The 18397-nt window shown below is 61.5% G+C and carries 13 protein-coding genes, 2 pseudogenes and 1 riboswitch; of the genes and pseudogenes, 11 read left to right on the top strand and 4 right to left on the bottom strand.

The features are described from left to right. Nucleotides 1-145 precede the first annotated feature (145 nt). Both AC30NL_RS18140 and AC30NL_RS18135 read left to right on the top strand, forming a co-directional pair. A complete protein-coding gene (locus AC30NL_RS18140) occupies nucleotides 146-901 on the top strand; it encodes a slipin family protein (protein ID WP_489465387.1) in 756 nt (251 codons plus the stop codon). A gap of 510 nt (nucleotides 902-1411) precedes the next feature. Continuing rightward, complete coding sequence (locus tag AC30NL_RS18135) at nucleotides 1412-2791, top strand: endo-1,4-beta-xylanase (RefSeq protein ID WP_489465386.1); 1380 nt, start codon at nucleotides 1412-1414, stop codon at nucleotides 2789-2791. A gap of 253 nt (nucleotides 2792-3044) precedes the next feature. Here the strand turns inward: AC30NL_RS18135 and AC30NL_RS18130 are convergent, their stop codons facing one another. Beyond that, on the bottom strand, nucleotides 3045-4307 hold the full coding sequence (locus AC30NL_RS18130; RefSeq protein ID WP_489465385.1) for a D-amino acid dehydrogenase: 1263 nt from the start codon (nucleotides 4305-4307) through the stop codon (nucleotides 3045-3047). 46 nt (nucleotides 4308-4353) lie between these two features. After that, a riboswitch (glycine riboswitch) is annotated at nucleotides 4354-4462 on the bottom strand. Between the two features lie 131 nt (nucleotides 4463-4593). Further along, a complete protein-coding gene (locus AC30NL_RS18125; RefSeq protein WP_489465384.1) occupies nucleotides 4594-5967 on the bottom strand; it encodes an ABC transporter substrate-binding protein in 1374 nt (457 codons plus the stop codon). A gap of 588 nt (nucleotides 5968-6555) precedes the next feature. On the opposite strand from AC30NL_RS18125, the gene AC30NL_RS18120 reads away from it, so the two are divergent. After that, on the top strand, nucleotides 6556-7479 hold the full coding sequence (locus tag AC30NL_RS18120) for a hypothetical protein (protein WP_489465383.1): 924 nt from the start codon (nucleotides 6556-6558) through the stop codon (nucleotides 7477-7479). Between the two features lie 104 nt (nucleotides 7480-7583). Here the strand turns inward: AC30NL_RS18120 and AC30NL_RS18115 are convergent, their stop codons facing one another. After that, nucleotides 7584-7739: a hypothetical protein gene (locus AC30NL_RS18115; protein WP_489465382.1), complete on the bottom strand. Its 156-nt coding sequence runs from the start codon at nucleotides 7737-7739 to the stop codon at nucleotides 7584-7586. Between the two features lie 349 nt (nucleotides 7740-8088). Here AC30NL_RS18115 and xopAH point away from each other — a divergent pair, with 349 nt between their 5' ends. Both xopAH and AC30NL_RS18105 read left to right on the top strand, forming a co-directional pair. Next, nucleotides 8089-9519 (top strand): XopAH/AvrB family type III secretion system effector, encoded by a 1431-nt coding sequence (gene xopAH / locus AC30NL_RS18110; protein ID WP_489465381.1) that lies wholly within the window; start codon nucleotides 8089-8091, stop codon nucleotides 9517-9519. Between the two features lie 374 nt (nucleotides 9520-9893). Continuing rightward, nucleotides 9894-9980, top strand: a pseudogene (locus AC30NL_RS18105) (leucine-rich repeat domain-containing protein); the annotation flags it as partial. A gap of 125 nt (nucleotides 9981-10105) precedes the next feature. Here AC30NL_RS18105 and AC30NL_RS18100 read toward each other — a convergent pair. After that, nucleotides 10106-12301 (bottom strand): LamG-like jellyroll fold domain-containing protein, encoded by a 2196-nt coding sequence (locus AC30NL_RS18100; protein WP_489465380.1) that lies wholly within the window; start codon nucleotides 12299-12301, stop codon nucleotides 10106-10108. Nucleotides 12302-12578: 277 nt separating this feature from the next. Between AC30NL_RS18100 and AC30NL_RS18095 the strand changes: the two genes are divergently transcribed. The 6 genes and pseudogenes from AC30NL_RS18095 to AC30NL_RS18070 form a co-directional block, all read left to right on the top strand. Further along, nucleotides 12579-12776: a hypothetical protein gene (locus AC30NL_RS18095; protein WP_489465379.1), complete on the top strand. Its 198-nt coding sequence runs from the start codon at nucleotides 12579-12581 to the stop codon at nucleotides 12774-12776. A 24-nt stretch (nucleotides 12777-12800) separates the two neighbouring features. Next, on the top strand, nucleotides 12801-13142 hold the full coding sequence (locus AC30NL_RS18090; protein WP_489465378.1) for a hypothetical protein: 342 nt from the start codon (nucleotides 12801-12803) through the stop codon (nucleotides 13140-13142). A 1172-nt stretch (nucleotides 13143-14314) separates the two neighbouring features. Continuing rightward, nucleotides 14315-15862, top strand: coding sequence for a Fic family protein (locus AC30NL_RS18085; RefSeq protein WP_489465377.1), 1548 nt, complete (start codon nucleotides 14315-14317; stop codon nucleotides 15860-15862). Between the two features lie 142 nt (nucleotides 15863-16004). Next, nucleotides 16005-16649 (top strand): hypothetical protein, encoded by a 645-nt coding sequence (locus AC30NL_RS18080; RefSeq protein ID WP_489465376.1) that lies wholly within the window; start codon nucleotides 16005-16007, stop codon nucleotides 16647-16649. A 193-nt stretch (nucleotides 16650-16842) separates the two neighbouring features. Beyond that, nucleotides 16843-17649, top strand: coding sequence for a Fic family protein (locus tag AC30NL_RS18075; RefSeq protein ID WP_489465375.1), 807 nt, complete (start codon nucleotides 16843-16845; stop codon nucleotides 17647-17649). A gap of 299 nt (nucleotides 17650-17948) precedes the next feature. After that, a pseudogene (locus tag AC30NL_RS18070) lies at nucleotides 17949-18273 on the top strand (IS481 family transposase); the annotation flags it as partial. Nucleotides 18274-18397: the final 124 nt, after the last annotated feature.

Here is an 18397-nt window from a genome sequence, read left to right as displayed (position 1 = left end):
CGCAGCCATAGCTTGGCTATGGCGAGCATTTGCAACGACGAGCAGGGGGCTTTTGGCGTGATGAGCGGGCATGATCGAAATACTCTCAGCCTCTGAGCCCTGTCGCACAAGGAACAACAACAGAAGGGATCTCGCCATGATCGACATCTCCATCGGCTTCTCGACCGTACTCATCCTGCTGGCCATTCTGGTGGTCAGTTCGCTGCGCATCCTGCGCGAGTACGAGCGCGCCGTCGTCTTTCAGCTCGGGCGCTTCTGGCGCGTCAAGGGACCGGGTCTCGTGATCCTGATTCCCGGCATCCAGCAGATGGTGCGCATCGACTTGCGCGTGGTGGTGCTGGACGTGCCCAGCCAGGACGTGATCTCGCGCGACAACGTGACGCTGAAGGTCAACGCGGTGCTGTACTTTCGCGTGGTCGATCCACAGCGCGCAGTGATTCAGGTGGAGAACTTTCTGAACGCCACCAGCCAGCTCGCGCAGACCACCTTGCGCGCAGTGTTGGGCAAGCACACGCTGGACGAGATGCTGTCCGAGCGTGAACGTCTGAATCTCGACCTGCAGAAGATCCTCGACACCCAGACAGATGCCTGGGGCATCAAGATCACCAACGTCGAGATCAAGCACGTCGACCTGAACGAAACCATGATCCGTGCGATTGCACGGCAGGCGGAGGCCGAGCGCGAACGGCGTGCCAAGGTGATCCACGCTGAGGGTGAATTGCAGGCGTCCGTCAAGCTCGCCGAGGCGGCAGAGATCCTTGCGAAGCAACCGCAGGCATTGCAACTGCGCTACCTCGAGACGCTGACAGTGATCGCTGCGGACAAGAACTCGACCATCGTGTTCCCGCTCCCACTGGACATCGTCGGGCCCCTGCTCAATGCGATGAAGCAGAAATCGTAAGGACATGGCCCGGAATAATTTTCCGTTTTGGGGGTGCTGGGCGGGATGCGATGCAAGGCGCTCCGAGCGCCGTGTGGCGAGCCACGCAAGCAAGGAGCAACGCCGCAGCGCGCCCGCCCTGCGCCCCCAAAACGGGAAATTGTTTTGGGCCATGTCCTAAGCCGCCCCTTCAACCTGCCATCCTGTGGTCGCTACGTGAAACGGCAAGCCGTGGCTGACTTTCGTCATGACATCGTCAACTCTACGCACCTCCGTCCAGGAGGACCCGATTGGGTCGTGGACCTTGCTTGAAAAGCGAAGTCTTGAGGGGGAGGACGAATCGCCTCCGCGCCCTTCAATCACCCTCGCATAGTTCAGAAGGCAAGGAAGTGGCGACATAACGACAAGAGCTTCCTTCGCTTTTCCGAACTGCATTTCGCATCGAAACCAAATGCTGTCAAACACAGCGGGAGACTGCACTTGCCCGTGACAGGCCTCAGTCGGTTTCAACTCATCAAAGGAAACGCAGCAGTGAACACCCCACACATCTTCAAGACGATAACTCGCGCCGTTGTATGCACCAGTGCAGCTCTCGCTTTGCTAGGCTCAGGCGGCTTGGCGCACGCGCAGGTTGCGGTTGGCAAGGCCAAGTTCCTGGGAAATATCATTTCTGGCTATACACCGGGCAACTTCAGCACCTATTGGAACCAGGTATCGCCAGAAAACGCAGGCAAGTGGGGCTCGGTCGAACCGGTCCGCGACCAGATGAACTGGGGCCAACTCGACATGGCCTACAACTACGCGCGGTCGAATGGCTTCACGTTCAAACAGCACACATTCGTGTGGGGCGCGCAGGAGCCGGGCTGGATTGGCGGGCTGAGCCCTTGGCAGCAGGCCTCCAAGGTCGAAAATTTCATTCGCCAGTACTGCCAGCGCTACCCGCAGACGCAGTTCATCGACGTGGTCAACGAGCCGCTGCATCAGCCGGCCAGCTACCGCGAGGCCCTCGGCGGCGCGGGCTCGACCGGCTGGGACTGGATCGTCTGGTCGTTTCAGAAGGCCCGCCAATACTGCCCCAACACCAAGCTTCTCATCAACGAGTATGGGCTCGTTGGTAACGACAACGAGCTGAACCGTTACAAGGGCATCATCAACATCCTCAAGGCGCGCGGATTGATCGATGGCGTGGGCATCCAGTCGCATTACTTCAGCCTGGACGACGTGCCGAATGCTTTGATCGCGCAAAGCCTGGACTCGCTGGCCCAGACCGGTCTGCCGATCTACGTGTCCGAGCTGGACATGACCGGAGACGACGGCACGCAGCTGGCGCGTTATCAACAGAAATTCCCGATCTTCTGGACGCACCCGGCCGTTGCAGGAATCACGTTGTGGGGCTACATCGAAGGCCAGACCTGGGCGGCCAACACCCACCTCGTGCGCCGAGACGGCAGCGAGCGGCCCGCGCTGACCTGGCTCAAAAACTACGTGCGCGGCAGCACACCTGGAGTTCAGGCTGGCAACCCTGGGTTTCAGGCTAGCAACCCTGGAGTTCAGGCTGGCCAGGGCGGCACGGGCAACAAGACCATCGTCGTGCGCGCACGTGGAACCTCGGGCTACGAGCGTGTCACTTTGCGCGTTGGCGGCAGGGTGGTGCACACCTGGACACTCGGTAAAAACATGACCGACTACACGTTCACGACCAGCCTTTCTGGAGGCAGCGTCGTGGAATTCACCAATGACGCCCCCGGCCGGGATGTTCAGGTCAATTACCTGAGTGTGAATGGCAACGTGCGACCAGCCTGGCTCCAGACCTACAACACCGGCGTGTACCAGAACGGCAGGTGTGGCGGCGGCAGCGGTCGCAGCGAGTGGCTGCACTGCAACGGCGCGATCGGGTTTGGCGACCTGTAAGTCCCTCCCTTCAAAGTCTTCTCGCCGCACATCCGATCGGCTCACAAGGCCGAAGGGTCGCGGCAGATGCATGCCGTCATGCGAATGCATGGAGTGCGGGCCCCGGTCCAGAGCCGGGATCCGCACCGTCATGCCCATGACTCAAGCCTTGCCTGATTATTTCGCTGGGCCAGCGCCATGGTCGAGAAGGCCCGCAACCATTCAGCGCAGTGGCCCCGGGTGCCACCGCACAGCAGCCTCGCGGCCCGAGCATTTAACTCGCCGCCCCGAGAAAGCGGAAGTCCACCTCCGGCTTGCGAGCCGATACGATGTCCGCCAGCGCTCGGCCTGAGCCGCAAGCGTGCGTCCACCCCAGCGTGCCGTGCCCTGTGTTCAGGAAGAGCTTGCGCAGGCGCGATTCGCCAATCAGGGGCACGTTGCCCGGTGTCGCCGGCCGCAAGCCAGCCCAGAAGGTAGCGAGCTCGGCACGGCTGCATCCGGGAAACACTTCGAGTGCACGCCGCACGATGGCGTCGCAGCGAGTTCGGTTCAATGCCAGGCCGTGTCCGTTCAACTCCGCAGTTCCGGCTACGCGCAGTCGATCGCCGAGGCGCGAGAACACGAGCTTATATTCGTCGTCCGTTAGCGACACGACAGGCGCCTTCGAAGGATCGATGAGCGGCAGCGTGGCGGAGTAGCCTTTGGCCGGATAGACAGGGACATCGATGCCGGCCGCAGCCAGCAGCGCCGTGCTGTGGCAGCCCATGGCGACGACATACGCGTCGGCCCGCAGCGTCTCGTAACCGCCGTCTTCTCGCGCCACCTCGACCCCATCGATTTCGCCGCCGTTCACCCGCAGCGCCTGCACACGCACGCCATGCCGGAAGACTGCGCCAACGCTCTGGGCACGCTTCGCCACCGTGGTGGTGAACTGGTGCACGTCACCCGATTCATCTTCGCTGGTGTACGTGGCGCCGACGATGCGAGGGGCGATCGCAGCCATGGCAGGCTCGATGCGCACGACCTCATCGCGATCGATGATGTGCCGCTCGCAACCCAGTTCGCGCATCACACGCGCAGGTTCGATGGCGTCATCGAATTCCTGCTCGTTCGTGTAGAAGTGCAGGATGCCCTCGCAGCGCTGGTCGTACTCGAGCCCGAGCTCCTTGCGCAATTGCTGCAGGCACTCGCGGCTGTAGGTGCCCAGGCGCAGCAGCTGAATCATGTTGGCACGCGAGCGGCTGGCGCGGCATTCGAGCATGAAGCGCCACAGCCATCGCCACTGCGCCGGATCGGCACGCAAGCGAAACAGCAAGGGCGCATCCTCTCGCCCCAGCCACTTGAGCACCTTCCAAGGTGCCGAAGGATTGGCCCAGGGCTCGGCGTGGCTGACCGAGATCTGCCCGCCGTTGGCGAAGCTCGTTTCGCAGGCGGGGCTGGCATTGCGTTCCAGCACTGCGACTTCATGACCCGCGCGGGTCAGGTACCAGGCACTTGTGACGCCGATCACACCGGCGCCGAGGACGATCACTCTCATGGCAGGACTCCAAAAGGCACAGCCCACCAGCTCTGGTTCGAGCGTGGTTGGCCCCACTGTCCTTTTGCCTGAGAGATTCGACATCCGCGCACCCGCGCAGCGACTTGCCCCTTCGGCGGCCGTCTATTGCAACGGCGCTCTCCAGTTATCTATGACGTTGTGCCAGTACGGGACCTGAGCGTTTCGGGAATGCGCCTTCGGTAGCCACCGCGACGGTGGTCTTCTCCTGACGGTCGGCAGTGTAGACGCACTCGAGGCGGAGCAACGCGATCGACGTTGACACCTTCTACAAATGGCTCGGAGTCGCCGGCTTTCGAAGCTGACCCGACGTGGCCGAACGACGCCCAGTGCGGAGCGTTTCGGCATCGACATCCGCCGATATGCTCGCGAGACCAGAGGCAATCGACCGGTTCCCATACACCATCTCAGGGAGCAGCCGCCCGGTTATGTCCTTGCTGATCTTGTCCCACTCGGGAATGAGGGGACGCCAGTCGGGATTCGCCGCCCTCAGCGCAAAACGCATGATGGCCTGCTCTGGGTTTGATGCCTTGAAATCCGGATCCGAAAGCGTCGACCACCGCCCTGCTGCCCCGCCTTCGCGCGCGACGGTGAGATCGACCCCTGGAGAGGTCAACCACTGAAGGAACATGAACGCCGCTTCCGACTGCGCGGAATTCGCCGCGATGCCGAGCCCGAAACCTCCAGTCTGCCCGGACAGCCGCGTGCCACTCGGGTGCATCGCATAGATAAAGCGATCGGATAGCTTGGTGTGCTTGGGATCCTTGCCCACACCGAGCACGCTGGACGAGTCGAGATAGAACGCCGCACGCCATTGCAGAAAGTTCTCCTGCATTTCGGCAAAGGTCGCTTTCGCAACGCCTTCGGGTGCCATGGCCACAATCTCTCGAAGCGCCTCGACGGCCTTCACTCCGCCATGGTTGTGGAGGACGCAGGTCCAGTCAGCGTCGAAGACCTTGCCGCCGTGAGGCGTGAAGTGCAGTAACCAGGCGTGCGTGATGTGATGGCCGGCCTGCCCGCGCGTGGCCAGCCCGCCGATGCCTTCCTTTTCATGCAGCAAACGGCATGCTTTGAACAACTCGGAGTATTCGGTAGGCATCTGCAGGTTGTACTTGTCCAGCAAATCCCTGCGGGCGCCGAGAACGCTGGTTTCAGATCCGCATGGCAGACCGTATACCCTGGAACCAGGCCCCGGCAGATAGGTCTTCGGACCGCCCACCCGACCGATCGCATCCACGTATGGAGTGATCAGATCGTCGAAGGCGTAGTCGCGCATCGCAAGTTGTGGATTCGCGAAAAACGGCTCCAAGGGGCGCAGGTAGCCCTGCTGCGCATACTCGACCTTCCAAAGGATCAAGTAGCTCACCAGATCAAAATCACCCGCAGGTTTGGCAAAAGATGCGAGCTGCACCTTCTTCATCTCGAGATAGGGCGTGCGATGCCCTTCGATCCGGATGCCTGTCAGTTCGGTGAACCGAGCGAACTGACGCTCCACCCGGTCATAGTGCGGGTGCGCGGGGTAATTGATGCGAAGCGTGGTGCCCTTGAATCGCGACAGCGCGCTCTGTGCGTTCGATGCCAGCGGCAACGCAGCTCCGAAAACCTGAAGACCGCTTTCCAGGAACTTTCGACGTTGAATCATGAGGAATTCAGACCTGTTGCATTGAAATTGATGAAAGGGCCGCGCCAGAGTGGCAGGCGATCACTTGGCCGGTTTTCGCCCGCAGCGCTCGATCAAGTCGCTGCGGCGATTCGGCCCCCTGATTGATCTAACGTCGCCATGCCCTGGGCTACCTGTTCGTACGACGCAAGGCTATGAGGTCATCCGAGTGCGCGATTGACCGTTCGATGACGGAATTCGCATAGTTTTCGATCCGAGATGACGGTTGCGTTCCCATGTGCATTCCGTCACGGTTCGTTAGAACAGTGTTTCTTGACCATTGGTTCTTCGCTTTGTCGGAGATCGCTTCGGCCAAGCGCGACGCAATCCGATCGAGCCTGGGACACTGAATCGGGTCAACCAATCATTCGAGAACAGCCCATGCGGACCGAACGAACCTCAAGTCTTACACCACCATCCTCAATGTCGCGTGACTCTCAGCGGCAGTCTGGCCCTGGTCCGTCCCGACTTCCGAGCTCGCCGGGCGGACTCACCGCGCGCCGCTCCGCAAACGTCGAGACGCCACCGCCAGGTTCTGACCTGCTGGAATTACTGCCCCCGGAATTGCGTTTGAAAGTTGTCACTCGCCTGCCGGCTGATGATCTGGCGAAACTTGCCGCGGCCAGTACGTCGCTAAGAAACGAGGTCGCGCCGCTTCGAGCCCCCAGCATGAGGCTCACCAAGGTCGTCCATAGCGTGGTGACCGCGAATCGGCGCGGCGTGAACGAATGGTCCACTCGGGGCTTTCGACGCAGGTCCAACCCTCACCAAGCCCTGGCTGCTCTAGGGGAGGCTCTCGGGCACGAGCCATTGACTGACGTAGCGGCTGCATCCGTCAACGAACTTTCTGCTTCGGAGTTCGCGGTTCTCAAAGACTTCGTGGGAAAGATATCCAGCTTGTGCACGCACAACAAAATCGACCGGGATCCGCAACTTCATGCGATCGCACTGGCCCGGGCGCTGGTTTCCAGGTTCAAGGCCCGAATCAACGAACACCCCTTGAACGAGCTTGCGGTGGCGGTGGCGGAGCTTTGCAAGAGTGTTCCCGCGTTGAAACACGACCATGCGCTCTCAACGGAGGCATTCAGGGCCGCCAGGATCGTCGTCCGGCATGCCAGAGAAGAAACCGCTGAGTCCATTTTTTGGGCGACCGTAAACACTTTTGGGATCCTGCCAGTTATTGCGGCCTTCAGCGGCCTCATGAGCGTGCCGGCTTTGACCCTCCGGGGCATGTTCAAGCAAGACAAGACGTCCAGCCTCGCGCTGAAATTTCTTGTGGATGTGATTACAGAAATTCCCCGGGGACAGATTTCGGACCAGCTTCACATTCAGGTGCGAGACCTTCTGGTGGGGATTACCGATGAGACCGCCAAAAAAATCGATCGATTGATCGCAATCCTGAACTACAAGAGTACCCCCGAGCAGCGGGCCGATTTGCGAACGACACTGCTGGCAGCTGATAGGCGGGCCCTGGCGTCCAAAATTCTGGCGTGAACTGACCGCGGCATCCCGCTTGGTACCGATGGCGTAGGAGAACCTTCTGTAGTGGGCGGTGAACGCAGTGGATCTGAGGACAACCTGCTCCTTCGGTCAAAAGCTCATGATGCGAACCATCCCAAGCCCTTGAACAACATCAGCAGCGACACGGCGCAACTCGTCACGGCGAATGCCTGTTGTAGCCGCACGCCCGCGACACGCGCCGCAATGCGCCGCCCTACAAGCAGCGCGGCGACCGAACCTGTCGCGAACGGCAACGCAATATTCCATTCGATGAGCGCTGCATCGCTGCTGCGGGGTGCGCCAACCCCGCCACCTGAATTGGAAAGTATTGTTCCTCTGCTTCTTCGCATCGCGACCACGAGTTCGCGGCGCTCGGCCGCGGCTGCAGCTTCCCGCTCAATCAACCTCCACCTTCGGGGCAGTGAGACTCGCTTCGCATGGCCGCGCACGGCCGGGAATCGCGCTGGCACATTCTGGTCATGCCGATTCCTTTCGACCTTTCGACCTTTCGATGCAGTGGCCATGTGGCCATAGGAGCGGAGCACTTGCTCGAGCGCGTAATTTCAGTGGCAATTGCCGCGTCAATGAAGAGAAGAGTTGCCAATGATTCCAAATCGATTCGTAGGTTCGTCCAGTCTGCAGCAGCCCGAAGGCCAAGACCAAGCCGCACCCCCATCAAGTGGTTCAGTGCCGCGTACCAGCACGCAACCTCGCCCCACATCGCCAGCAGGCATTCCCGCTCGTCCAGCCTCCTCCCAAGCGGATTCAGCGGAGTCTTTCAATGAACGGCCGCGGCGTGCCAGCGTGCCTGTTCCTACCGCGCAGGCAAGCACGGCGAGCTCATCATCTGCACAAACAGGGACACCATGGGCTGATAACGTAAATCGATTCGTGAGTTTGTTGCTCTGCTGGCGCAAGCCGCAGCAGCCCGAAGGGCAGGATGACCAAGCCACCCCCTCATCAAGGGGTTTAACGCCGAGTGCCGGCACGCAAGCTCGCCCCACACGGCTAGCAGGTATTCCCGCTCGTCCAGCGTCCTCGCAAGCGGATCCAGTGGCGTCCACGCATTCCAATAGCCCGCCGCGGCGTGCCAGCATGCCCGTCTGTGCCGCCCAGAACTCTTGCCTGACAGAGGAGCAGATACGCTTGATCGGGGTGGCACGTTGGCCCGATCCAGATTTCAATAGGGAAGGCGCCCCTGCCAACCAGCAGTACGGCAGAAGATTTCATGCGGCGGTGATGGAAGGCGCGCTCGGCATTGCCGAGAATCGCATCGGCAGCTTCGAGCAGCTATGGAATTTCGTGAGGAATGCGCGTTATCAGTGGGAGAAGACGGACAGCAAGAAGCGCACCGACAAGTCGTGGTTCGATCTGCAATTTTTGTTTCCCAGGCATAAGACCGGTCTCACACCCATCAATAATAAATTAGCGTACATCGAAGCGCGCCTCAGCCAGAGGGAACTGGAGTTCGAGCCCAACCCCCGCAAACCCATTCCGGAAAATCGCTCCTACATGGGACACAGAATCTTCCAGATGAAGGACACGCTGACTGGGAAGGAGATTCAACTCACGAAGCTGGCGTTCCCGGTCGATCCTTCCGACTTCGAGTCAACAAGGGCAAAGAACTTGCGGAGCGCCGGCGAACCGCTCGGATATCCAGCCTACATACAGCACAGCGGTGAGGAGCACATCGGCAATATCCTGGCGCATCTGGAGTCCATCTTCGCTGACGTCATGCGCAATCCAGGAGGGCGGGATCAGCTGTTGGGAGCACTGGCCGACATGCATTGGTGGAGCGTGCACGCCATGCCAGACAATCGAGGCAGCGCCGCCAAAGCGGAAATGGCCGTGCGTGCGTTGGCAGTCGCCCGCGGCCTTGAACTGCCTCCATTCAAGCGCGGAATGGTTCCGGACATCGAAGCTTTCCTCACGGACCGCCAGGCGTTTCGTGCCGGCTATGCGGAGATGTTTGACGGCCCTGTGCGGGGGCGGCAAGGGCAAGTCGAGGAGGCTGGTCCGACGGGCCCCGAATGACCTGCTGTCAACTGGTTGCGGGTTTTCGCACCTATGGCGAAGTCGTGTCAAGACCAAGTCTGTTCCTCACCTTGCTTCTTCGCATCGCGACCACGAGTTCGCGGCGCTCGGCCCCGGCTGCAGCTTCCCGCTCAATCAACCTTTGGCAGTTGGTCCACCTTCGGGGCAACGAGACTCGCTTCGCATGGCCGCACACGGCCGGGAATCGCGCTGGCACATTCTGGTCATGCCGATTCCTTTCGACCTTTCGATGCAGTGGCCATACGAGCGGAGCGCGTGCTCGAGCGCGTAATTTCAGTGGCAATTGCCGCGTCAATGAAGAGAGCAACAACGCCATCAGGGATAAAGGCGCATAGGCCTTAGCTGGCAACACCTCGATCACCACGCTCGATCTGAGCCGCAACGCCATCGGGGATGAAGGCGCACAGGCCCTTGCTGTTCGCACCCCAACCAACTCTTGAGAGTTTGGAATAGCGATTCGATTCCCCAACGCGGGGCGTAGAACTGCAAGACTTGCGTGGGCACCAGCTGAGAGGCTGAGAGTATTTCGAGCGTGTCCGTTTAACGAGATCGGGATCCGCGGGAATCAGGCCGCGGCCAGGGCCGCGACCGCGGTGGCGTCGAGCGCGCTGCGCCAGATCCGGAAGTCGTCGACACGTCCGTTGAACCCCGGATCCGACACGTATTGCGACCGTCCAAGCCAGTTGTTGGGCATGGGGCCTACCTGCGCCGGCGTCATCGTCATGTCCGTGTTCACGGCCACGGCCAGACCGTCGACGTACACGGTCGCAGTCCGTCCCGACAATGTCACCGCGAGGTGCACCCAGCGGCCGATCGGCAGGGCCGCGGGGCTGTCGAAACCCTGCTCGCCGTAGCTGCCGTCGACGGTGATCGCGAAGCGCAGCTGGCCGGTGCCCTTGCGATGGGCCAGCATCAGGTAGCGGCCGGGGCCGCTGCCGAAATCGAACACGCGGGCCCACGGCGACAGGGCATTGCAGTAGACCCACGTCGAGATCGTGAAGTCGCTCGCGCCCACGAGGATGTCGGCCGGCAGGCTGGCATGGCCGCCCTTGCCGTCCAGGGACAGGGCGCCGCCGCCGTTACGGCCGGTGCCCCACTGGGCTCCGGCCGCAAGCGTCGCGGCGTTGCCCAAACCCGTCGAGTCGGCCGCCGTGCTGCCCGCGCCCTCGTCGAACGACAGCGCGGCGATCGGTACCGTGCCGGTCGCGATCGCGACGCTGTCGGAAGTCAGCACCGTGCCGCTGGAGGTCGTCGCCGACACGACGTAGTACCAGGTGCCCGCCGAGGGCGGCGAGTCCGTCCAGGTCAGCGGATCGGTGGGCAGGGTGGCCACCGCCAAGAACGGGCCGGCGGCCGAGTCGCTGCGCTTCACCGCGTAGCCGGTCGCGTACGCGCTGCCCCACCACGACAGCTCGACGCGCCCGGCGACCAGGGTCGCCGTCAGCCCGCTCGGCGGCGCGCCGGCGGGGATCGGATCCCGCGTGAAGGCCAGCGTGCCGAAGCCCAGCTGGTCGAAGCCCCCGCTGGTCCAGCCGTAGTTGCCGACGCCGCCTTCGGGCTGCATCTGCAACATAAATTTCTCGCTGTAGGGCGCGGCCAGGCCCTTGCGGTTCACATAGTGATTGAAGATCAACGCCCAGCACGGGCGCCACATGCCCTGGGTGCCGGTGGCGAAGACGTTCTGTTGCACATCGCGGTTGTGGTAAGGCACGTATGGCACGGTGTAGAAGCTCGTGCCCGATTCGATGAGGTTCGCCTTGGCGACGTACTCGGCACCGGCCAGGACGCGGTTGTCGTCGAGGCCGTACAGGTCAATGCCCTGGTTCCAGGCCATCTCGCAGATCGGGCCCACCAGCGCGATGCCCAGGGTGTTGTGCCCCTGGTCGCGACCGGTCTCCTGCCACTGGCCCATCTTGCCGGGGTGCAGGTAGTACACCGCCTGCGCGATGGCGCCATTGCCCGGCCCTGACTTGAAGTAGTTCACGCCCTCGTCGAAGATCTCCTTGTCGTCGCACAACACGCCGATGGCGATCATGGACGCGATGTTGCACAGGTCCCAGTTGGCCCAGTAGTGGCTGATCGGGGTTCCGTTGTGGTTCGTCAGGAAGCCGTGGTTGATGCGGTAGAAGACCTTCTTCATCATCGACTGGAACGCCAGCAGGTCGGCAGGCTTCAGGCCGTCATAGGTGCGCATGATCTCGCCGACATTGGCGAACTGGTAGCCCTGGATGCCGGCGACCAGCCCGGCTTCGGTTCCGCCAGCGATCAGGGTCAGCGTCGACGACCAGGCGTTCATGAAGCGCACGGCCTGGTCGGCATAGCGGGTGTCGCCTGTGACCTTCCAGTGCATTGCGGCGACGTAGGCACGGCCGACATCCTTGAAGAGAGCCGTGTAGTTCTCGCCATGCACGCCGTCGTTGCCGCGGTAAATCTCCGGCAGCGCAGCCGGCCACGCGGTGAGGTCGTTGAGCCTTGTCCCCAAGAAGGCCTGCCAGCCGCCGATCCAGGGCGAGACGCCGTCCTTCACCTTCGTTGCCATGCGGTCGAAATCCGCCTGCGTGTGCAGCAGGCCGGGGTGGACGAACGCGGCGGGGGCTGGCGGCGCAGGCGCCGGCGCCTCCGCGCTTTTCTCGCGATCCTCGCGATCCTCGGTGTTGCCGCCCACGCTGCAGCCAACCAACGTCGTAGTCAGCGGCACGGCACCTAGCATCCATAGCACCTTGCGCCGGTCACAGTCCGGCAGGGAGTCGTCGTGGGGCATGGGAGTCCTTTTCGAAGAAGACCGGAGCCGGCGCGCTGCGGCTCCGACCCCCGATAGGTACTGATAGGTACAGAATCTATCAATGTATGGCGCCGCAATGGCCACAGCCCGATGGTCATTTGATAACCAATGGTGTCAGGATGTTCGGCGTGCGCCGAACCCGTGAACTACGACGCAATTTGTGGCCTATCCCAAAGCCTGAATTTGGACAACGCGGCGGAGTCAGCAAGGCCTCCGCATGGGCTGCGCGCGTAGCGCAGCGCGGTGGCGTTGGTGCATGGATGTCCCGGCCCCAGCGACCGCCTGGCCCGGCGTGAACCAATGGTCCTCATGGGCTTTCGACGCAGGTTCAACGAGTTTGACGCTTGAGCAGTTCGATGAATTTGTCTTGCCGCACCTGACGCGCGGTCGCCGAGAACCGCCGCTCACACTGTCGCTGCACGTGATCTTCAACTACGTCTTGCAGCTGCTCTAACTGCTGCGACAGGCGCTGCCGCAAATGACGAGCATTGCCCGCGCCTTGGGCATCGAGCTGAAAGGCACCATCGTCAGCCTGGACGGCGTCTACGACTGCCACGCCAACCGCAAGGCGATCTTCAATCGCGGAATGGTGCCCAACATCAATGAGAACACGCGCGGCAGGAAGACCACCAAGCGGGGGCGCAAGCGCTTGTTCGATGCGGCGATCTTCAAGGAACGATTCCGCACCATCGAGCGTGTGTTCGCCTGGGAGGACAAGTTCCGCCGCGTGCTGATTCGATTCGAGCGCATCAGCGCCGTGCACTATGCACTCAAGACCTTGGCCTACACGATGATCAACCTGCGGCACTTCTGCGGCTGAGTTCCCCGCTGCTCTAGACCATTCGACGACGGCGGGTGGCATCGCGTCGCGATCTCGCTCGCGCCGCTCTTGCCGTATCAATCACTTCGCGGCGTCTGATGCTCGCTCAAGCGGTATTCACGAGCGCAACTGCTGCTCGACGTTCGCCATCGACCGTACTGGCGACTTCGTGCCGACCGAAACCCGCAACCGTTAGTTCTGCGTCAACTTCGCACGTGTAGCCACGGCTTCGTTTTGCTGCACCCTGAATGGCGCGCTGGAGCCAGACTGGCCGTCGATCAACACAGGCGGTAGACATGCGGATTCTCGGCATTGGCAAAAGCCACGGCTCCAGCACTATAGCCACTGGAGGCGCGACGTCGTCCCCTCAACGGCAAACGCAAACCTTGCAGCGGCCTTCAGAGCTTGGCCGCGCGCCGCCCCGCGTTCAGGCTGAATGCGACCAAGGATCGGCCAACGTGGCTTCGCGCCGGCTCATTTCACTCGGCCGCTTCGAGCTGGTGGGCCACCGTCCGGGCAAGGCAACCGACAAGACATCGCCGGACGAGGCACCACGGCCGCCCTCATGCCTACCGAAATTTTCCAACTGGTTGCCCTTCAAGCTCAGGCGTTCGCAGAACCGGCCAGCCAGTAACCTGGACCAGCCGCCAACCGGCTCGTCGCCTGCAGCAGCGAACGCTTCGACTTCGGCCGAGCAGGTCGGCTCCTTTGACCGAGGCGTCATGCCGCCACCGCGACTGCGCTCCACCCCTGCCAGCAGACCTGTCGATCATCCTCAGGGCATCGAAAAAACTGCCACGCCTGCAACGGCGACAGACGTCCCCAGTCCTTCCAATCCATCTTCCGTGCCCGGAGGCTTGCCGCTGCGAAGCCGCGTGCAAGGATCTTCGCCTCAGGAAGGTAGAGGGGCGTCTGCACAAAGCCAAGGCGAATCGTCGATCGGACCAAGGAGCGAGCTGGAGGCGTTTCGTGCCAGCCCCGAATTTGCGGCGCTCTTGGCTGCTCGCCGTCGCACAGGAGTGGTCTCATCGTCGCCTGTCGCGTCGACATCCGGTGTCCCCGGTGGCACAGCCCTTGCTGGCTCTCCTTCCTCGTCCGCGTCGTCTTCACAAAGGCGGCAGACGCCCGCACCGCAGACGCAAGGGCCTCTGACCGAATTGCCTGCTCGCGCCGTGTCCACGTCCAGTCCGCCGCGTCGGGGGACGACTCCGACGTTCATTGAACGCGACGCTCAATCTCCTCATCATCCGAACGTTCGTCGCGAACATGCGCAAGATGGCTATCGCGCAACCCCTGAACCCAAGCCGTCAGCGGTTGTCTCACGCGATGATGGCAGCCCGATCGATCTGTCGAAGTTGAATGTCGACTTGAATGATTGGAGGATGAACGCTCCGCAGGACGAGCGGGAGGCCCGGGATCGCGCTGCGCTAGCGATTCGTCGCTGCGCGAAGGACCGGCGGCAAACGCTCACTTTGAGCGGCCTGTCGAGCTTGCCCGAGGCTATCAGGAATTTAAAGCACGTCACGTCACTCGATATCTCGGAAAACCCGCGACTTGAACACCTGCCTTCCTGCATTTTCGACCTGCCCGGTCTGCAAACCCTGAATGCGATGAACTGTGGCATCAAAACCGTTCCTGAGGAGATAGGGCGCTTGCATCAACTCAGAAGGTTGTGGCTCGCCGACAATCCAGAATTGCAGAGCCTGCCAGAGTCGTTGCGCGATATTGCCAGTTTGGAAAATATCTCCCTTGAAGGGTGCCATCGCGCGAAGCTTCCCGCGGATATTGATTTATACAGGGTCGGCGTATCGTACCTGCCCGCGGAAATAACGCTTCCATTCCGGGATTCCAAATTTGATCCGGAGCATCGTGCGCGGATCGAAAAGTCCGCAAGAGAATGCCATGACCGTTGGCAGTCCCTGATCAGCGCTTTCTCTCCCGGGCAGCGGGCGTCGGCGGATGAACGCGACCGGGTGAATCGGGCGCGACTCTCCACCACGGTGTCACACATGGCAGCTTCCGCCGAGGAGGCGAAAGATGGCCCCACATTCAGCAACTGGGTGAAGGCGGACAACATGGCGGCCGAATGGGCCCTCGGTGGACATCCGATCACCGAGGAGAAACTGTTCGAATTGCACCGTCTGCTCTATCGTGACGTAAACAATTCCAGAATGAGCAAAACTCTCGATGAGAGCGGCGGGTGGCGCAAGAGGGATTTGTGGGCCGGCCAAACCCCTTTTCCGTACCCGAAACAAGTTCCTGGAATGATGGCAGAGCTGCTGCAGTGGTATGACCATACCCGTGGCTCACTGGCAGGAAGTGACAGGCTGGCCGACCATATCGCATTCGCGGGGCAGGTTTACCAGCGTCTGGTCAGCATTCATCCGTTCGCCGACGGCAACGGGCGAATCGGCCGGCTTGCGATGGATTGGGCTTTGCGCGAGGCAGGCTTGCCTCCGGCAAGATTGGCTCGCGGTTACGGGGGATCACCCGTGCCTGTCGTGCTGACTGTCGATCAAGGCCAGAAAAACAAGAAGCCGGAACTGGTGGCGGACTTGGTACTGGAGGGCATTCAAAATACGCTGCGGCTTTACGAGACTGAACTGAAAAAAATTGCGCCCCTCGGCACCGAAGATTCCGGCATGCCAAGTGATGATGAAGAAGTACTTGCCGAGGTGAGCAGGGATCTGAGCAAGGAAGGCTTTTTCCATCTCCCCTGAGCTGTGAGCGGCGGCGTGGTTCATCCACACAGCCGAGCTAAAACCTCTACGACTTCGCATGTGTAGCCACGGCTTCGTTTTGATGCGCCCTGAATGGCGCGCTGGAGCCAGACTGGCTCGTCGATCAACACCGGCGGTAGACATGCGGATTCTCGGCATTGGCAAAAGCCACGGCTCCAGCACTAAAACTAAAGCCACTGGAGGCGCGACGTCGCCCCCTCAACGGCAAACGCAAACCTTGCAGCGGCCTTCAGAGCTTGGCAGCGCGCCGCCCCGCGTTCAGGCTGAAGGCGACCAAGGATCGGCCAACGTGGCTCCGCGCCGGCGCATTTCACTCGGCCGCTTCGAGCTGGTGAGCCACCGTCCGGGCAAGGCAACCGACAAGACATCGCCGGACGAGGCACCACGGCCGCCCTCGTGCCTATCGAAATTTTCCAACTGGTTGCCCTTCAAGCTCAGGCCTTCGCAGAACCGGCCAGCCAGTAGCCTGGACCAGCCGGCAACCGGCTCGTCGCCTGCAGCAGCGAACGCTTCGACTTCGGCCGAGCAGGTCGGCTCTTCTTGGACCGAGGCATCATGCCGCCACCGCGACTGCGCTCCACCCCTGTCAGCAGATCTTTCGATCAAGGCAGTGCAATCTCTTCCTGAATCGCCAGGCGGCTATCCGGCGCTGCAGGCTCTGGAGGTCAGCAACTGCGACCTGCGCCAACTTCCGCCGGAAGCTGCACGAAACCTCCAGGAACTGGATATCTCCGGCAACTCATCCCTCAAGCACCTGCCCCAATGAGATCGCCAGTGCGCCGCTGATGTTTCTGGACGCAAGGAGATGCGACTTGGAGTCTCTTCCTGCCGCTCTCGGCAGGAGATCGCTCCCGGAAATTCTTATCGATGACAACCCCCGCATTGTCTCGTTGCCAGAGGGAATACAGCCTGAGAAGGCCACCCTCACCTGCCGAGGCACACAGCTGCGGCTTGTCGTGATGAAGCGTCCGATCAAGTCTGCGGTGCGTGCGGAACTCGAGTCGAGGCTCGTACAGCTTGAGCACCGCTGGGCACAGTCGGCGCCCACCAAGATGGATGGACAGGAACCCGCTTGGGCGAAGGCCGCCAGAGAGGAACTCGACCGAGTCCGAATGGGGACGTCCAACACCGTTAAAAGCACAGTTTCTGCGGCCCAGGCCACCGAGAACTGGCGCGTCGCTGATGCTCAGATTCGCGAATGGGCAGAGACGGGTAAATCCGCGACCACCGAGAAGCTGAGGTTGTTGAACAAGATGCTCGGTGAGGGGCTGATTGCTTTCAAGGACGACGCACAAGTGAAGTTTGGTGAGTTCCGCCGCATCTGCTGCCCCGTGGTACCGCGAGGGTTCTTTGTTGACGAGCGAGGAATCGGCGCGGAGATGGGGCGCTTTGATGATTGGCTCAAGGAGCAGGAGAAGAAGGTCTCCTCGGGACAGATGAAGGCTGAAGAGCTGGCGACCCTGGCGTGTCAGCGGCTCGTGAGCATTCATCCTTTCCCAGACGTGAACGGGCGCACTGCACGTTTGGCGACCGATTGGATACTGCATCAGCACGGATTTCCGCCAACGACTGTGCCCGACGACTTTTGCATCATTCTCTCGTCGGGAAGTAACCCGGGAATACAGGCCGGAAGCCGTATTGCAGACCATGATTGGCGGATTGGAGGACGCGATTGGTATCTACGAGGTCCACAAGCGCAGGCACGACGACGCGACGGCGTCAAAGGCGTCAAAGGCAATAGGCGCGCGAGAATGACAACCAACTAATGGAATGGGCGCCCCCACCCGAAAGGGCATCGTGATGTGCAAAAGTGGGAGCGTGTAGCTGAGCACGGCCAGGCGTGGTTCACCCAAGGATTACATGTCCGCGGGCCCGAGGAGCTGGCGCTTAAAGAGGCGGTCGAACACGTTGAGGTCTCCTGATAGGTCAAGGAGCCGAACTGTGTCGACCTGGGTCTTTATGTGGCGCAGGATTCCCGCAGTACGGCCGGCGGCGCGGCCGTGACGGCGCGACGCCACATATTGTCGGCGCCACATACTGGTATGAATGTGCTGAAGCACATTCATACCAGAACGCAAAACAGGAATCGTTCTGGGGCCGCGTGGAAGGCCGGCTGATGGCCATGCTTGAGGGCGAACAGGCTTGACACTGGACTTGCTCAACGAGGCGACCCAGGCCTGGGTCGAGCAGGAGTACCACCGTACGGTGCACACCGAACTCAAGGTCAGGCCGCTGGCGCGCTACTTGGCCGGTCCCTCTGTGGCGCGCAAGTGTATGTGTCCCGACTCGGCGATGCTGCGCGATGCGTTCCGCATCGAGGTTGCGCGCCGTGCACCCGCGCTGACGGCACGCTCAGCCTGGGCAAGCCACCGGGCGAGATGCCGCGCAGGATCTCGATGGCCGCCTGGTCCCCGGTGTTATGACCCGATGTAATTTCGGCTTGCCGAACCACGCTAATCGAGGTTGAGTCATGGCACCTGTCCCGCGATGTTTTCGGCGGTGCCCGCACATGTT

This window comes from Rhizobacter sp. (genome assembly GCA_021153565.1).
In the GTDB taxonomy this organism is placed as follows: domain Bacteria; phylum Pseudomonadota; class Gammaproteobacteria; order Burkholderiales; family Burkholderiaceae_C; genus Albitalea.
The sequence above is the reverse complement of the archived record's forward strand: the minus strand, read 5'-3'. Positions and strand labels throughout refer to the sequence as shown.